The organism is Clostridium sp. (genome assembly GCF_018372875.1).
Classification (GTDB): Bacteria; Bacillota; Clostridia; order Clostridiales; family Clostridiaceae; genus Clostridium.
The window spans coordinates 188996-203831 of the sequence record NZ_JAHAIF010000002.1; the positions used below are offsets into that span (position 1 = coordinate 188996).

The 14836-nt window shown below is 29.3% G+C and carries 13 protein-coding genes and 1 pseudogene; all 14 read right to left on the reverse strand.

Going from position 1 to position 14836, the window contains the following annotated elements; all coding sequences use genetic code 11:
- Nucleotides 1-613: 613 nt before the first annotated feature.
- The 14 genes and pseudogenes from KIB46_RS01540 to KIB46_RS01605 all read right to left on the reverse strand — a co-directional run bounded on the left by KIB46_RS01540 (nucleotide 614) and on the right by KIB46_RS01605 (nucleotide 14387).
- Nucleotides 614-2020, reverse strand: coding sequence for an LlaJI family restriction endonuclease (locus KIB46_RS01540; RefSeq protein ID WP_291670271.1), 1407 nt, complete (start codon nucleotides 2018-2020; stop codon nucleotides 614-616).
- Between the two features lie 8 nt (nucleotides 2021-2028).
- Nucleotides 2029-3165 (reverse strand): AAA family ATPase, encoded by a 1137-nt coding sequence (locus KIB46_RS01545; protein ID WP_291670272.1) that lies wholly within the window; start codon nucleotides 3163-3165, stop codon nucleotides 2029-2031.
- Complete coding sequence (locus KIB46_RS01550) at nucleotides 3158-3964, reverse strand: hypothetical protein (protein ID WP_291670274.1); 807 nt, start codon at nucleotides 3962-3964, stop codon at nucleotides 3158-3160. Before KIB46_RS01550 ends, KIB46_RS01545 begins: the two co-directional genes overlap by 8 nt.
- 121 nt (nucleotides 3965-4085) lie before the next feature.
- Nucleotides 4086-5147, reverse strand: a complete 1062-nt coding sequence (locus KIB46_RS01555) for a DNA cytosine methyltransferase (RefSeq protein ID WP_291670276.1) — start codon at nucleotides 5145-5147, stop codon at nucleotides 4086-4088.
- Nucleotides 5140-6210 carry a DNA cytosine methyltransferase gene (locus KIB46_RS01560; protein ID WP_291670279.1) on the reverse strand — a complete coding sequence of 357 codons (1071 nt, stop codon included), beginning with the start codon at nucleotides 6208-6210 and terminating at the stop codon, nucleotides 5140-5142. Before KIB46_RS01560 ends, KIB46_RS01555 begins: the two co-directional genes overlap by 8 nt.
- Before the next feature lie 22 nt (nucleotides 6211-6232).
- Complete coding sequence (locus KIB46_RS01565) at nucleotides 6233-6784, reverse strand: tyrosine-type recombinase/integrase (RefSeq protein WP_291670281.1); 552 nt, start codon at nucleotides 6782-6784, stop codon at nucleotides 6233-6235.
- Between the two features lie 75 nt (nucleotides 6785-6859).
- A pseudogene (locus KIB46_RS01570) lies at nucleotides 6860-6955 on the reverse strand (IS200/IS605 family transposase); the annotation flags it as partial.
- 241 nt (nucleotides 6956-7196) lie between these two features.
- A complete protein-coding gene (locus tag KIB46_RS01575; protein ID WP_291670283.1) occupies nucleotides 7197-7505 on the reverse strand; it encodes a nucleoside triphosphate pyrophosphohydrolase in 309 nt (102 codons plus the stop codon).
- 20 nt (nucleotides 7506-7525) lie between these two features.
- The gene (locus KIB46_RS01580; RefSeq protein ID WP_291670285.1) at nucleotides 7526-8692 is read right to left on the reverse strand and encodes an HNH endonuclease domain-containing protein; all 1167 of its coding nucleotides are present in this window, start codon (nucleotides 8690-8692) and stop codon (nucleotides 7526-7528) included.
- 148 nt (nucleotides 8693-8840) lie between these two features.
- Nucleotides 8841-9518 (reverse strand): class II aldolase/adducin family protein, encoded by a 678-nt coding sequence (locus tag KIB46_RS01585; protein ID WP_291670287.1) that lies wholly within the window; start codon nucleotides 9516-9518, stop codon nucleotides 8841-8843.
- Nucleotides 9519-9581: 63 nt separating this feature from the next.
- On the reverse strand, nucleotides 9582-10940 hold the full coding sequence (locus tag KIB46_RS01590; protein WP_156563201.1) for a PTS transporter subunit IIC: 1359 nt from the start codon (nucleotides 10938-10940) through the stop codon (nucleotides 9582-9584).
- Between the two features lie 99 nt (nucleotides 10941-11039).
- The gene (gene mtnA, locus KIB46_RS01595; RefSeq protein WP_156563202.1) at nucleotides 11040-12095 is read right to left on the reverse strand and encodes an S-methyl-5-thioribose-1-phosphate isomerase; all 1056 of its coding nucleotides are present in this window, start codon (nucleotides 12093-12095) and stop codon (nucleotides 11040-11042) included.
- Between the two features lie 16 nt (nucleotides 12096-12111).
- On the reverse strand, nucleotides 12112-13320 hold the full coding sequence (gene mtnK, locus KIB46_RS01600; RefSeq protein WP_156563203.1) for an S-methyl-5-thioribose kinase: 1209 nt from the start codon (nucleotides 13318-13320) through the stop codon (nucleotides 12112-12114).
- 281 nt (nucleotides 13321-13601) lie between these two features.
- Nucleotides 13602-14387 (reverse strand): DeoR/GlpR family DNA-binding transcription regulator, encoded by a 786-nt coding sequence (locus KIB46_RS01605; protein ID WP_156563204.1) that lies wholly within the window; start codon nucleotides 14385-14387, stop codon nucleotides 13602-13604.
- Nucleotides 14388-14836 lie beyond the last annotated feature (449 nt).

Sequence of the window (14836 nt, forward strand, 5' to 3'; positions counted from 1 at the left end):
TCACTTTGAATACATTTCTATTATCTACTTACACTCACACTTATAAAAAAAACCTTTCTAATTTTCTTCAGTAAATGTAATCTAATTCTCTACTATAGGAAACCCAATGGTTATCTAATTTTCCATAGTATCCCCCTAAATTCTTTATTTCCAATTTCATATTTAATAATTTGTTTATAATTTAAAATTCTATAGATAACTTGTTTTTCCTTCCATACCACTTATTACTTTCCATATTATTTTGTGTTTATCGCTTAAAATTTAATGAATAGAACTATTAAGAGGATATATTATTATTTATATATTTACTCCACTTTCTCATATAGACATAATGAAAGACACCTAGTATCCTAAGTGTCTTTTCAAATCATTCTTCTCTACTATATGTAGTAATAAATTTCAAGTGTCTAAATTAAGTTTTATAATGCAATCAATAATATTAATGTTTCTCCTATGTAATCGCACTAATGATTTTTAATTATTATCTCCAAATCACTCTATACTTGAATTATTAATCAGACTAATCTAGTATAAATCCCAACTTATCCCTTTAACTCCTTGAATTGTTATAAACATTATATATTCATAACAATAATATGAAGTCTGTCATTGTTTATATATTCAATTGTTTCTCCTTATTAGTATAGCCATTTATAAGTGATACGAACTCATTTAAATTATATCTTTTATTATTACAATACAACTTTATAACTTCCTCTACATTTAGTTGGATTAAATTTATATCTATGTCAGAAAAAATCCTCATAAACTCTAATACAACTACTCCCTGTATATGAGTTTCTAAATCACTAGGAAATAAAAATGCATTAAAAACTTTATTTATTTTATTTTTACTTATATACTTCTTTAGTGCAGCATGATATAAATATTGTTTTGTAATATCCTCTATGCCTGGATTTCCTTTTACCATACTATCTTGAACTCTTATATTATAATATTTAGCATCTAAAATTAATAAAACTTTTTCTCCATTATTTAATATTACTTTTAATATGTCTGGAGTCAACCTGTTTTTTTTCATTTCATACTCACTCGAGGCATCATTTTCTAACTTATCACTATTATCTATATACCACTTTGGAGACTCTATTTCATAAATACTATACTTATCTTTATTCCCACACCTTACAAATTCATTATGAAAAACATATCCACATATTACCTCCCAAACCCATTTAAAGTTTCTTGTCCCATATAATAATAGATTTAATTCACCAGTATCACTTCGCTTATCTAAATATGCCTTTATAGCATATAGTACTCTTTTCTTTCTATCATTAAATTGTACCGTCATCTCATTTTCAATTTCTCTATCTATTCTATCTACTTCATCTAGATCTTCAAGAGAGTTTTCTATATTTTCCACATTATATGCTAAAATAGAATTTAATCCAGTATTATCTAAAAAAGTCATGCATTCATTTATTACTGCCCCATGCAATCTAGTTATATATCTACCAGTATCAACTGTAGTTCTATTAGTAATTAAATCTGAATAAAACCATTGATTATTTATTACTATTGGGTCAATTAACTCTATCGTTTTATCCCAATTAATTTCACCATCACCATTTAACTCGTCGGAACTTATTTCATTTTCGTATATATTATTTGCAATATAATCATCTAATAAAAAGCAAATTATAGGTATTAAATTATCCTCTAACGTTTCTTTTTCAAGTGAAAAACTCTCTAAGTTATTCTTATCTAATTTTTCTCTTTCACTAAATTCATTTAATAATTTTATAACTTGCTTTACCACTTGCCTTTGATTTATTTCGTTTTCGCTCTTTATATACTTAGGAAAAACGAAAATACTTTTCCCTTTTATTATGATTATTCCAACATATGAAAACTGTATTTCACCTTTATAATTATATTTTAATATTCTTTTCTCATATAATACTTTAATTATTTTTTGTAAATCTTCATTTCCTACTTCAAGCTTATTCATTAAATCTTTTTCAGAATAAGCCTTAAGCTCTTTCAACAATATCATAGCTCAAATTACTCCTTTGTTTCATATGAGCTTTGCTCCTCAGCAGCCTTAAAATCGTCGTCTAAACTTTCTAGTTGTATTTTTTCTATTTCAAAGTTGAATACTTTTCCATTATCATATGCATTCATTATATCTGATAATGTTTGTACACCTTCAACAAAAAAATCTATTTTCTTATACTTCAATATGTCCTCGTATAAATACATTAATACCTTGCTTTTAAATATATCATCAAATTCTTCTTGGTTCTCTTTCCATTTTAACAACTCTGTCTTACTTAAGAAAAATGGTCCTAAAAGCTTGTCCTCATTTACTTTCCCATCTACTTTAAGTTTTTTGTTGATAGCTTTTCTTACTGTATTCCATTCATATACAGAATAAGTGTTACCCTTATCCTTTAAACTAATAAATTCATATTCCTTACCTTTTAATTCTTCTTCATTTTTATCAATTCCTATATATTCAAATGACCATCTTCTCTTAAAAGCAGAATCCATTGGGTAAACTCCTTGGTCAGCACTATTCATAGTTGCCCATATATACATATTATTAGGTATATATATATCTTCACTACCCTCTCCTAATATTTCAGCAAATCTTTTGCCTAGTCCTTCTTCGCTTTCAAGGAACTCTTTTAATTCCATAGATAAAGATATTGTATAGCAGCTTTTACCTTTATCGTCTCTATCTAATAATTGAAAAACATCCCCAAATACAGTTGCAGGATTTGCTCTATTAATTTCTTCTATAACTAATAGATGAGGTTTTCCTTCTTTTTCATCCCTTAATGACTCTACTAAAACTTTTAAAAATGGTCCAGGAACAAATTCATATAACACTTCTTTTTCACCTGTAATTTTATTTAATTTACTTACTGGTTTATATGATCCTATAAATTGTGCATATGTGTAATTAGGATGGAATGTTACCCTTCTAAATGACTTTTTTAATTCATTCTCTTCAATATCTTTATTAATTTTGAAGCTTTTTCCTGTTCCAGGTGCTCCAAAAATTATTCTATTATATGTATTTAACATTTTATTATCCTTTTTTTTATTACCATCATCACATATATTAAGTAGCTTTTTTATCTCCTCCATCTTCCCCCCAATATCAGTTGCAATATTTCTACTAATATCACTCATTTTTTAAGACCTCCATTAATAATTCTTCTACCCAAGTACGTTTATTTTCATTAAATTCAAAAGTATTATTATGTTTTTTTACTATTCCAGCTTGATTTAATGTTCCTAATATATATGTATAAGCTGTTAAAAAACTGATTGTTTCTAATCTTCGCTCTCGACCAGTTTCCTTTCTTAACTTAATATCATTTCTTACACTAATACTTACTTCAATATCAATATCTCCATTTCTGTATGATAAAATATTATTATTCATATTATCTAAATAAGAAATCATATCATGATTTTTCTCATATAATAAATAAGCAAATTCTATTTTATTTATCCTTTCAAATTTTAATAAAAACCTTATGCATGATACATATTCCATTTTATAATTACTATCTGGAACTTTTAAGAGTTTTTTTAAACCTTCCATAATAATATCTTGTTTGATAAGAATTAACTTTTCATGTGCTTCTTTCTTTTCAACACTATTTAACCCTTCATCCTTAAGCAATTTAATAGCTTCTAATACTCTAATATATGCCAACCCATTATTGGTAAAAAAATTGTTATAATTCACAATTTCATTTCTATTATATCTAATAAATCCACAATTTTTTAAAAATGGGTATATATTTCGTGCATTATTATCATTAATCCCCTTTTCCTTTTGCAAGTCAAGTCTAAACTCCTTAAACGTTTTTTTACAATTAGGATGCTCTTGAATCCAACTATAACATTTTAGAATTACACTATTGGTGTTTTCTGTAAAACTAGCTCCTGGCGATGAACAATTTTCAATTACTATATTCATTATTACACCTTATTCTAGTCTAGTAATATTAATTATTACTAGACTTTCCTTTCATATATTAAAAATAACTAAAAACAATATTAATAAAATGGATGTAGTATACTACATCCATTTTGCATTTTCAATCTTCTTCTATATTATAACACAATTGTTTTTTTATAGCACTAGCTACTTCATATGCCAATAATGGTGGAACTGCATTTCCAACTTGTTTATATTGACTTGTTTTGGCTCCTACAAAAATAAATTTATCTGGAAATGACTGTATTCTAGCACATTCTCTTACTGACGGAACTCTATTTTCTTTATAATGAAAATAATTTCTATGACCTGTATCTATAGTATGGGATGGTTCTTTACTATTCATCCTTTGAAAAGCTTTATTATATTTTCTTACTCCCCAATATTCTTCTGGTAAATCAGATATTCTGCCTCCATCTTTAATCATCGAAATAATCTTTTTTGTTTGTTCTGTATGCTTAGTTTCATTATGATTATAAATCATATCACTATCTTTTCTCATTAGCTTTTGATATTCACTAACTTCATCATCTTTATATGGATATATTTCTAAACATTCTTCCATCAAATCTAATGATGGTAAATCACTTAGTGCTTCAAAAGTTGATACTTTATAGTTCTTCTCTATAGGGAAATCAAACTCATCTTCCTTAAGTCCTACAAAAAATACCCTTTGCCTATTTTGGGGTACGCCATAATTAGATGCATTTAGAATTTTAAAAGAAATATTATATCCTAACTTACTAAATCTATCTATAATATCATCTTTAAACATTCCGTTGTTTAATGTCAATAATCCTTTTACATTCTCTATAACAAAAAATTTAGGCTTTATAGCTTCTACAACCCTACAATATTCTAAATATAAATGATTTCTAGGATCATTTACATCTCTAGTCCCTACAGTACTATATCCTTGACAAGGTGGCCCCCCTATTACTCCTACTATATTTTCCTTTTGAGAAAACTCCCTTAAATAATTATTATCTAATTCATGTATATCTTTGCATATAGCCACTGGTTTAGAATGATTCTTATTATATGTTTGAATAGCATCATTCCATATATCAATAGCTAAAGCCACTTCAAAACCTGCACTTTCAAAACCTAAACTTAATCCTCCACAACCACAAAATAAATCTAAAATCTTTGGTTTATTCATCCCCTAGTACCTCCTTTAATGCGTCTGCTATTGCTTTAGACAGTAATGGGGGAACTGCATTTCCAACCTGTCTATATTGAGCTGTTCTAGAACCTTTAAATATGAACGTATCATTAAATGATTGTAATCTTGCTGCTTCTCTAACAGTAGGTATTCTATTATACAATGGATGAAAATAATTACTGTGAGCATTCCCAGTATCAATAGTTACTGATGTATCTTTCTCATTTAATCTTTTAAAAGCTGATGAATGTCTATTATTTCTATTATTTTCAAATAACTCTTGTGGAATATCTCTCCAGTTCCCACCTTGAGGTACAAATGACATTCTCTTTTGAACAATTTCTGCAGGATACTTTATTTCATGATTATAAATTATATTTTCTCTATTTCTTAAATACTTTTGATATTCAGTTTCTGCTACCGTGTCGATTTTATAAAATTCTTTCCCAGATTCTTTATCATATTTGTATAATTCTCCTATTGCCTCTTTTACAGTTACAATATTTTCTTTTTTTCTTAATAATTCAAAATCGAATTTTACTCCTTTTGTAATTACAAAAAAGTTTCTAAGTCTTTTTTGAGGAACACCATATAATGATGCATCTAGAATTTTATGATTAACTTCATATCCTCTGCTTTCAAATATCTCATAAATTCTATCTTTTGCATATCCATTGTTGCTTGTTACTATTCCCCTAACATTTTCAATAACTATTGCTTTAGGTTCTGCTAAATCTACAAACTTAACAAATTCAAAAAACAATTTATTTCTATCATCCTCTTCTTCCTTTTTATATCTATTAGCTGAAGAAAAACCTTGACAAGGCGGCCCTCCAATAATTACATCTATATTTTTCAAATCTCCAAAAGCTTTAACTATATTATCGCTATCCATTTTTAACAAATCAAAACAGATACCTTTTGCATTTGAAAAATTAGCATTAAATGTATCAATTGCTTCTTTGTTTATATCTACTCCACCAACTATGTTATATCCAGCAAGTTTAAACCCAAGACTCAACCCTCCACATCCACAAAATAAATCTATCACATTTAGCATATATTCTACCTCTTTTCCTAAGTTATAAATTAAACGAACTATATTTTACTTCATCATTCTTGCTCTCTAAATCTATATATTCCATAGTTATATTTATCGATGAATGATTGAATAATTTTTGTAAATACTTTAAATCTTTATATTGTTTATAAAAATGATATCCAAATGTTTTCCTTAAAGTATGTGTTCCAAAATTTAAGTTTATTTCAGCTTTCCTGCAGGCATTTTTTAATATTCTATAAGCTTGTGTTCTTTCTATTGGATTTTCTCCTTTTTTACTTTTAAAAATAAATGTATTTTTATTTTTAACTCCACTAGTACATATATAAATTCTAAGAGCATCTTTAATGCAGTCATTTATTCTGTATTCAATCCCATTAAAGTAAATTTTACTTAGGATATTATTTTCATTATCAATTAAATCCGAAAACTTTAATGACAATATTTGTGTAATTCTCAATCCAGTATTAATCCCTATAATAAACATAAGATAATTTCTGTAATCCCCCATTATAAGAGTTTTTTTAATTTTTTCTATATCTTTTTTATTCTTTATTACATCAACATTATTCATAAAACATCTCCAAATACAGCATAACTCATTTCATTTTATAATATGCTGTATTAAAACACAATACTTATATATATTTATTTTCCAATATACTATTTGTCTTCTATACTTTAGATCAAATACTATGTGATATTTACAATTCCACTTTCTATGTACTAAACTACTATTATCGATTTTAGATTAACATCCTTTGTATGTAGTGTTCAGTAACCCTACTATAATTCTACATTGGAAGTTTTATTTTTCTACTCACCGTTAAAAGCTATCTAGAACCACAGGTATAACCTGTGGTTCTCTAAATACAACAATAACCCTCGACAACACAATTTGTATTGTCAAGGGTTTCATGGTAGAGGCAAGATGGTACTGATGCCAATACTTACTATAATCGAATCTTATAATATCTTTCCATATTCTACTTTACATACCTCAATATAGCTCCATCCTTAAATCCACCACGCTCCTTATTCTTCTCTTCCCTCTTCCTAATCAAATCCTCTTCACTATATCCAATCTCTCTAGCTAGTCCAAAAAGAACCTCCATAACATCCGCAAGTTCCTCTAAATTCTTATCTTCTAAAAACTCATTAACCTCTTCCATAAGTTTCTTCTCAAGTAACTCACACTTTTCCTTACCTTCAGCTATTCTAACTTCACATTCCTTGCCATCAGCTCTTATAATTTCAGGAATCTTATCTCTTACTAACTTATTATATTCCTTCATAATTCTTCTCCTGTTCAAACTTAACTTCTTATATAAATCCCATTAACCACCTTAAATCCTTGGTTAGCAGCAATGTTATAAATAGGGCATGTCCCATCCTTATACCTTTTAAAGAACTCTTCATAGCTTCCTTCAGCTTTAAAAGCTACTGCATCTGGAACTCTTAAAATGCCCCTATATTCCTCAATCTCCTCTTTCTTATTCTCATCTACCACAAAGCAAAAAGCATCATACTGCAATTTAGCTAAACCTTCTATATAATCTTCATATTTAAATAAATTATCACTTTTTTTACTATTTATATTTTTAAAGGTAGGCACCAAATTCCACATTTGATCATGAAGTACAAAGCTCCATGGTATAAAGTGATCCATGCTTAAGTTACCATGCTCTTTATAGTTTTCCTGTGTAAATGGTAGTCCTGTATATAAATCAATGATATTTTTTCTTTCAATAATGCTAGTCCAAATCTTTGTTTGAGTGGTAAGATTTCTATTTAGTGGTGCTTCAAGCTTCATTGCAATTCCTGGAACATTAGGATTCCTTTTTTGCAAGAAACAAACCAACTTATAATAAACCCATCCTTGAATGATCTTATAGTTATACTTTAAATAATCATCCCAACCTTCTCTAATTCTGATACAATTTTCTTCATCACTATTTCTATAAATCTCATATATCCATCTCTTATGCTCCTTAGAAAGCATCATTACAGTCTTTAAAGAAGGCTCCTTAGCTATACCATCATAAAATGGTGATAAAAACTTGTGTGGTACATTATATGTTAAGTTTTTTATCATTTTGTTTAATTCTTTATCATTGGAATTATAAATAAAATCTATTAATTCACTTTTATTAATGTTTGGTTTCAAATTATAGGTATCTGAAATATAATTAACAACCTTTCCTAGGTTATCCCATGCTCCAAAGTATAGTCTGAATTTTGATATAGGATACCATGCATAGGCAATCATTCTAGTTATTAGTTTTCTAAATTCTATTTCAATATTTCCTTCTTGAACCTCATCTAAAATTGCTAGCAGCCAATACATTTTATAACTAGCAACCACTCTATCATCCTTTAAAACTCTAGAAAAAGTTATGTAATCTACTTCTCTGCTATAGGGAACATCTACCCCTATGGCTATCTCTTTTTCTGCTATATTCCTAATAAGTTCTTTATCCATATCTCACTTAACCTTTTAACAATTTATTCATATATAAAATTCTATACACGTCTCCATATTCCTTCCAAATACTTTATTATGTTACAAATTATTTCACATAAATAAAAAAGGTACTCCCCCATTTTAATTGAGAAATACCTTTTTGAAACTACTTTTTAGTTTTGTTATTTAATTTTATCTGCTCTGGATATGACCATTTGCCAAGTTCACTTTGTGGTATTGTGTTTGGTTCTTTTCCTCCATTTATAAGAAGAGCTCTATAATAAACTTCTGCAACCTCTTCCACATAAGCAGCCTTTAAAAAAGCATCTTCTATATCTTCTTTAGACACAGCTAAAACTCCGTGATTAGCCATTAAACATGCATCTGCAATTTCAATAGGTTTTACTATGCTCTTCGCCAGAGCCTCTGTTCCCGGTCTTTCATATGGTGCAACTCTTATTATACCTTCTCCTCCAACAATATTCACTATCTCATAAACTATAGGTGGTATCTCCTTATTAAGCACTGAGAAAGCTGTAGCAAATTTTGAATGTGTGTGTACTATAGCATTTACATCAGGTCTGCATCTGTATGCTTCTATGTGCATAAGAAGTTCACTAGTAGGACGGACATCCTTATTAACTTCTATCAAATTCATATCCATATCTACAACACAGATATGGTTTGCTGTAAGTTCTTCTCTAGATACTCCTGATGGTGTAACTAATATATATCCTGTAGCTTTATCTCTTATACTGAAATTTCCTGATTTATGCTTGCATAATCCATCAGCATCTGCTCTTTTCGCGATTCCAGTGAGTTTAACTTTTAATCCCTCTAACATATTTTTTTCTCCCTTTGCTGCTTATTATATCTTTATTCATTCTCTTCTATTTTAACGCATCCCTTAATGTTTTCCACAAGTCATCTCTGCATCTTTTTTCTTCATATAACTCTTGTACCATAAGAAAAGAGCTACAAAAGCAACGAAAGGCAATATTGCTAATAACTTATTGTTACCAGAAAAAGCTTGAATTAAAGCCCATCTAAACTCTGGTCCTTCTGCACCGTAATATGTTAATAGCTGTCCAGCAGGAACATCTAATGTATTTTGTGCAATAGCCAGCTTAGTTATCATAGGAGCAAATTGTGATGAAACCATTAAGTATATAGGGGTTGTCACTACTCCCATTATAAACATTCTAAGTATATTTCCTTTTGTAACAATTAATGCTGGAACTGTAGCCGCTACATTAATAATTGCGGCCAATGGAAGCACGCTGTTTACCCCTACTTTTGCAAGAAGTATAGCAAATAGCAGTTCTACCGGTACTAAAAGTATTGATACAACCCATAATTCTGTTCTTCCACCAAGTACTGACCAGTCAACTCCAACGTAAAAATCTCTTCCTTTGTATTTGCTCTTCATGAAATTACCTGCTGCTTCCGCTATTGGTCCAAGCGCATCTATAAAAAAGTTTGCTGCTATTGGAAATAGAACCAAAGCTGCTGCTGTTCCTACTCCTGTTTGAAGTATTACTTTTAAGCTGCATTTTCCAAGTGCTGCTATAAATACTCCCACAAGGAATCCCATTACACTATTTTCTCCAAATACACCAATCTTCTCTTTTAACTTATTTGCATCAAGATTTATATTATTAATGCCTGGTATGTGATCTAATAATTTATTTATAGGAGCTAGTAGTACACATTGTAAATTCATTACGTGGGCACAAGTGACATTAGGTATCTTTGATAAATCAGAAACTGATTTTTCTACAACATCGGCATTCTTAAGCTCAAATATAACTTGTATTGCGGCTGCAATAAGTGCTAATGGCACACTACCAGTTAAGGATACAACAAGAATTGCTGTAAATATCTTTCCCCATACATTCCACATATCTACATTTAGACAACTTGTCCATCCAAATGCTAACATAAGAAGGTTTATTCCTATTTGAATTGGGAAAACCATAAGTGCATATGGCCAAGCCCATGATACTGATGCAACTGGAGACCAGCCCACATCTACGGTTTTAAGATTAATTCCTGTGTTAGTTACAAATGCACTAGCTGCAGGACTTATTGTGTCAAACATAAAAGTAAGTACAACATTTATTGCTGTAAAAGCAATTCCCAATGTCAAGCCACATATTATTGCTTTTTTAGGTTTCATCTTTACTGCTAAGCCTATTATTATCATAATTAATGGCAAAAACACAGCAGCACCTAGGTCTAAAATATATTGTATTATGTCCCCCATATTTTTTCTCTCCTTTTAAATCTAGTTTTATTCTAAAGCTGTACTCTATTTTTTAGGAAGACGCAGGATTCCCAAATGCATCTTCCTAATTTGTATAGTTTAGTCTTCTTTTAGTAGCTTCTCTAAATTTTCTTTGAAAGGTGGATATACTATTCCCTTTTCTGTGACTATTGCTGTTATATTTTCATGTGGTGTTACATCAAAAGATGGATTGTACACTTTTACTCCCTTTGGTGCTGTCCACACTCCAAATCTGCAAGTAACTTCTTCTGGATCTCTTTCCTCTATAGGAATCCCCTCTCCTGTTAAAGTGTTAAGATCTATACTTGGAGTTGGAGCTGCTATATACATTGGTATGTTAAAATATTTTGCCAAAATTGAAACTCCAAAAGTTCCTATCTTGTTGGCTGTATCTCCATTTGCTGCAATTCTATCACAACCAACTATTACTGCATTTATCTTACCCTGTGACATAACCATTGCAGCCATGTTGTCAGTAATAGTAGTAACATCTATACCAGCCATATATAACTCTAATGCTGTAAGTGTTGATCCTTGAAGCCTAGGTCTTGTTTCATCAGAATATATTTTTAAGTGCCAGCCCTTTTCTTTTCCAAGATACATCGGTGCTGTTGCAGTACCATATTTTGAAGTTGCAAGCTGACCAGCATTACAGTGAGTCAATATTCCCATTTCATCTTTTAATAATGTAAGAAGATTTTCCCCTATAGTTTTGCATATTTCAATATCTTGCTCATGGATTAATTTTGCTTCATCTCTTAAAACTTTTTTTATTTCCTTAATAGAAAGATTTTTAACTTCTTCAGCTTTTTTAAGCATTCTCTTAACTGCCCATGAAAGATTTACAGCTGTTGGTCTGCTAGAATTTAAATATTCCCCATCCTTCTTTATTTGAGCATAGAACTCTTCAAATGATGTTTCAGGCGCATTCTTTACTGCAAAGTACATTCCATAACCAGCAGTTACCCCTATAGCAGGAGCCCCTCTTACTATCATAGTTTTTATAGAATCATATACACCTTCAACTGTACTATAGTTTATATATTCAATTTCATTAGGTAGCTTTGTCTGATCTAATAAAATAAGCTCGTCCTTTTCTTCATTCCACTGTATTGCTAATAATTCTTCTGACATACTCTCAACCCCTTAACTATTTTGTTTCACCATCTATTATTTCTACAAATTCTTTAAATGAACTCATATTGTTTCTTTCTACGATAAGCTTCTTAGAAAGCTTTAATCCAAAGATTTGAGCCTTTGCTCTATCTTTAAGGTCCTCTATAGCATCTAAATCTGGAACATGGGCCATACCTATTATTCTTCTCATAACTTCACAGCAACAGAAACCTACAGTTTCATGTAAAAGCTCTCTTACATAATATGCTTCGTATCCTTCAGCCTTTGTTATTACATCTTTAGATTCATTATTCCATAGGTAATCTAAATTCTTATAGAATTCATCCCATATTTCCTGGCAAAGCTGTAATAAGTATTTTCTATATTCTCTTATTTCCTCTTGAGTCTTATCTTTTCTTCCTTCCCATGAAATATAATTCAAAACTATATTAGCAAATAATAATCCTACATCATATCCGTAAGGTCCATAGAAAGCAAACTCTGTATCAAATACAATTGATTTAGTATCATCTATAAAAATAGATCCTGTATGAAGATCTCCATGAAGAAGAGATTCACCTTTAGTCATAAATATTGTCTTAAGTTTTGCTGTTTCAAGCTTAATATCATTTGATAACCAAATTTCTTTTTCTACAAAATCTTTTATATATTCATTTATATCATTATCTTCAGCATCCATGTATGGATTTGTTAAAACCAATCTTTCTGTTATATCGCAAAGTTCTGGACTTATAAACTTAGATGCATTAGCCTTTTTTTCCATTGGTCCCATTCCAAAGTCAGATGTTAAGAATAAGTTTCTAGCCATAAATTTTCCTATTTGTTTTGGGAAATTCGGATATTTCTTCATCTCCATTAGACCTTTTCTAAGAACGCTCATATCTCCTAGGTCTTCCATAACTGTTAATGCAAAAACATCATCATGATGATAAACCTTAGGAACTGAGTTAGGGTGCACTTGATTTTGACATTTCATAGCTTCTGCTTCAATTCTATTTCTATCTAGAGTTAATTTCCATCCATCTCCTGCCACTCTTAAATAAGGTAAAGCTTGTTTAACAATTACTGTTTTATCATCTGTTTCATCCTTAACTCTAAAAACGTAATTTAAATTTCCATCTCCTATTTCCTTACTTGAAAGTTTATGACCTTCTGGAAATAATTTTAATTTCTTAATGTACTCAGCAATTGTTTCATTTGTCATTTCTTTGTATCCATTCATAAAAACCCCTCCAATTTACAATCTTTCATCATGTTAATTAACAACACACATGTTTTTTATTAACACAAAAATGTTTTTTATCAACACCCTTGTTTATATAATATAATCCATACGTTATTTTTGCAAACATTTTCATTTATGTTTTAAAGAAATTTATCCCTATATTCCTCGTGTTTTTAATAAAACGCTCTATCTTTCTTTATTTTTACTTTTATGTTATTTTTTTACACAAACATGTGAAAAAAATCTATTAAAAGTATCAACTACTTTTAATAGATTCTCTATTTCGCAAATATAATTTCTATATTTTCTTCTTTAATTAACTTCAAATCTTTTCTCTGCTCATCTGAAAGATTGCTTTCTTCATCTATAATAATCTTAGAGATATCTTTAATATCACATACCTTTGTAAGAGATGTCTTATTGATTTTCGTATGGTCTAAAAGGACTATTACTTCATGAGTATTTTTCATGGCTGCTTTTTTAGTATCTATTTCAAACATATTTATGTCTGTAAGTCCATTATCATGACATAAAGCCTTGGCTGATATAAAAATCTTATTTGTATTATATTTTGAAATAAGCTGCTCTACATCAGCACCTATTAATGAAAGTGTAGCATATCTTAAAATTCCTCCAGCAAGTATTAGTGTTATATTTTTAGACATGTTGAAATGCTGTGCTACTCTTATAGAATTTGTTATAATGGTCAATTTTTTATCTATTATATATGGACATAATTCATATACTGTTGTAGAAGCATCCATAAATATTACATCCCCATCTTCTATAAGTCCACTTACATACCTTGCTATAACCTTCTTTTCCTCTACATTTTGAAGATTTCTAGAATTCAAAGTGTCATCTATATCATCCTTATTTCTTACAGAATTTAATATAGCCCCTTTTGAAACCTTTGTAAGTATACCTTCCTTTTCTAAATACTCAACATCTCTTCTTATGGTCATTTCAGAAACATTAAGCTCTTTACTAAGAGCTGCTATCTCTATCTTTTTATCTGTTTCTATCTTTTTCTTTATCCATTCTCTTCTTTCATTATGCCCCATCATATTTCTCCCTTTCTTTTAAAATTCACAACTTGCTGTGAAATAATATCTATAGTTTATCACGAATTCACATAAAAAGTCTATTGTATATTACAAATAAGATTCAAATTAGAATATAAAACTTTATTCTAAGCAAACTATAAATATAAATTTTATTAAAGAGGCAAAGCAAATGAGAAAAAACTAAAATCAATTCTGCTAATCGCATTATCTGTATTAATGTTAGATCTTGTTGGCTGTGGTGATGATAACACAGCATCTTATATCAATACTTCATCAAAAGATGCTCCAACTACAAAATAAGAATATGTTAAATACTTAAATTATAGATATAATGGGGCTCCTTTAATTGATTTCTATTATGCATACTGCAGTAAAACTTTTGTTTTTCATCTACTCACTTCCAGTATCTTAATTAACCATCTGCTGTTCCATAGCCTCAATCATAA

Excerpts from the sequence above, each read along its gene's own strand:
- KIB46_RS01590 (WP_156563201.1), bottom strand. The coding sequence starts at position 10,940 with ATGGGGGACATAATACAATATATTTTAGACCTAGGTGCTGCTGTGTTT.
- KIB46_RS01545 (WP_291670272.1), bottom strand. The coding sequence starts at position 3,165 with ATGAGTGATATTAGTAGAAATATTGCAACTGATATTGGGGGGAAGATG.
- KIB46_RS01575 (WP_291670283.1), bottom strand. The coding sequence starts at position 7,505 with ATGAAGGAATATAATAAGTTAGTAAGAGATAAGATTCCTGAAATTATA.
- KIB46_RS01540 (WP_291670271.1), bottom strand. The coding sequence starts at position 2,020 with ATGATATTGTTGAAAGAGCTTAAGGCTTATTCTGAAAAAGATTTAATG.
- KIB46_RS01605 (WP_156563204.1), bottom strand. The coding sequence starts at position 14,387 with ATGGGGCATAATGAAAGAAGAGAATGGATAAAGAAAAAGATAGAAACA.
- KIB46_RS01580 (WP_291670285.1), bottom strand. The coding sequence starts at position 8,692 with ATGGATAAAGAACTTATTAGGAATATAGCAGAAAAAGAGATAGCCATA.
- KIB46_RS01560 (WP_291670279.1), bottom strand. The coding sequence starts at position 6,210 with ATGCTAAATGTGATAGATTTATTTTGTGGATGTGGAGGGTTGAGTCTT.
- mtnK (WP_156563203.1), bottom strand. The coding sequence starts at position 13,320 with ATGAATGGATACAAAGAAATGACAAATGAAACAATTGCTGAGTACATT.
- KIB46_RS01585 (WP_291670287.1), bottom strand. The coding sequence starts at position 9,518 with ATGTTAGAGGGATTAAAAGTTAAACTCACTGGAATCGCGAAAAGAGCA.
- mtnA (WP_156563202.1), bottom strand. The coding sequence starts at position 12,095 with ATGTCAGAAGAATTATTAGCAATACAGTGGAATGAAGAAAAGGACGAG.
- KIB46_RS01550 (WP_291670274.1), bottom strand. The coding sequence starts at position 3,964 with ATGAATATAGTAATTGAAAATTGTTCATCGCCAGGAGCTAGTTTTACA.
- KIB46_RS01555 (WP_291670276.1), bottom strand. The coding sequence starts at position 5,147 with ATGAATAAACCAAAGATTTTAGATTTATTTTGTGGTTGTGGAGGATTA.
- KIB46_RS01565 (WP_291670281.1), bottom strand. The coding sequence starts at position 6,784 with ATGAATAATGTTGATGTAATAAAGAATAAAAAAGATATAGAAAAAATT.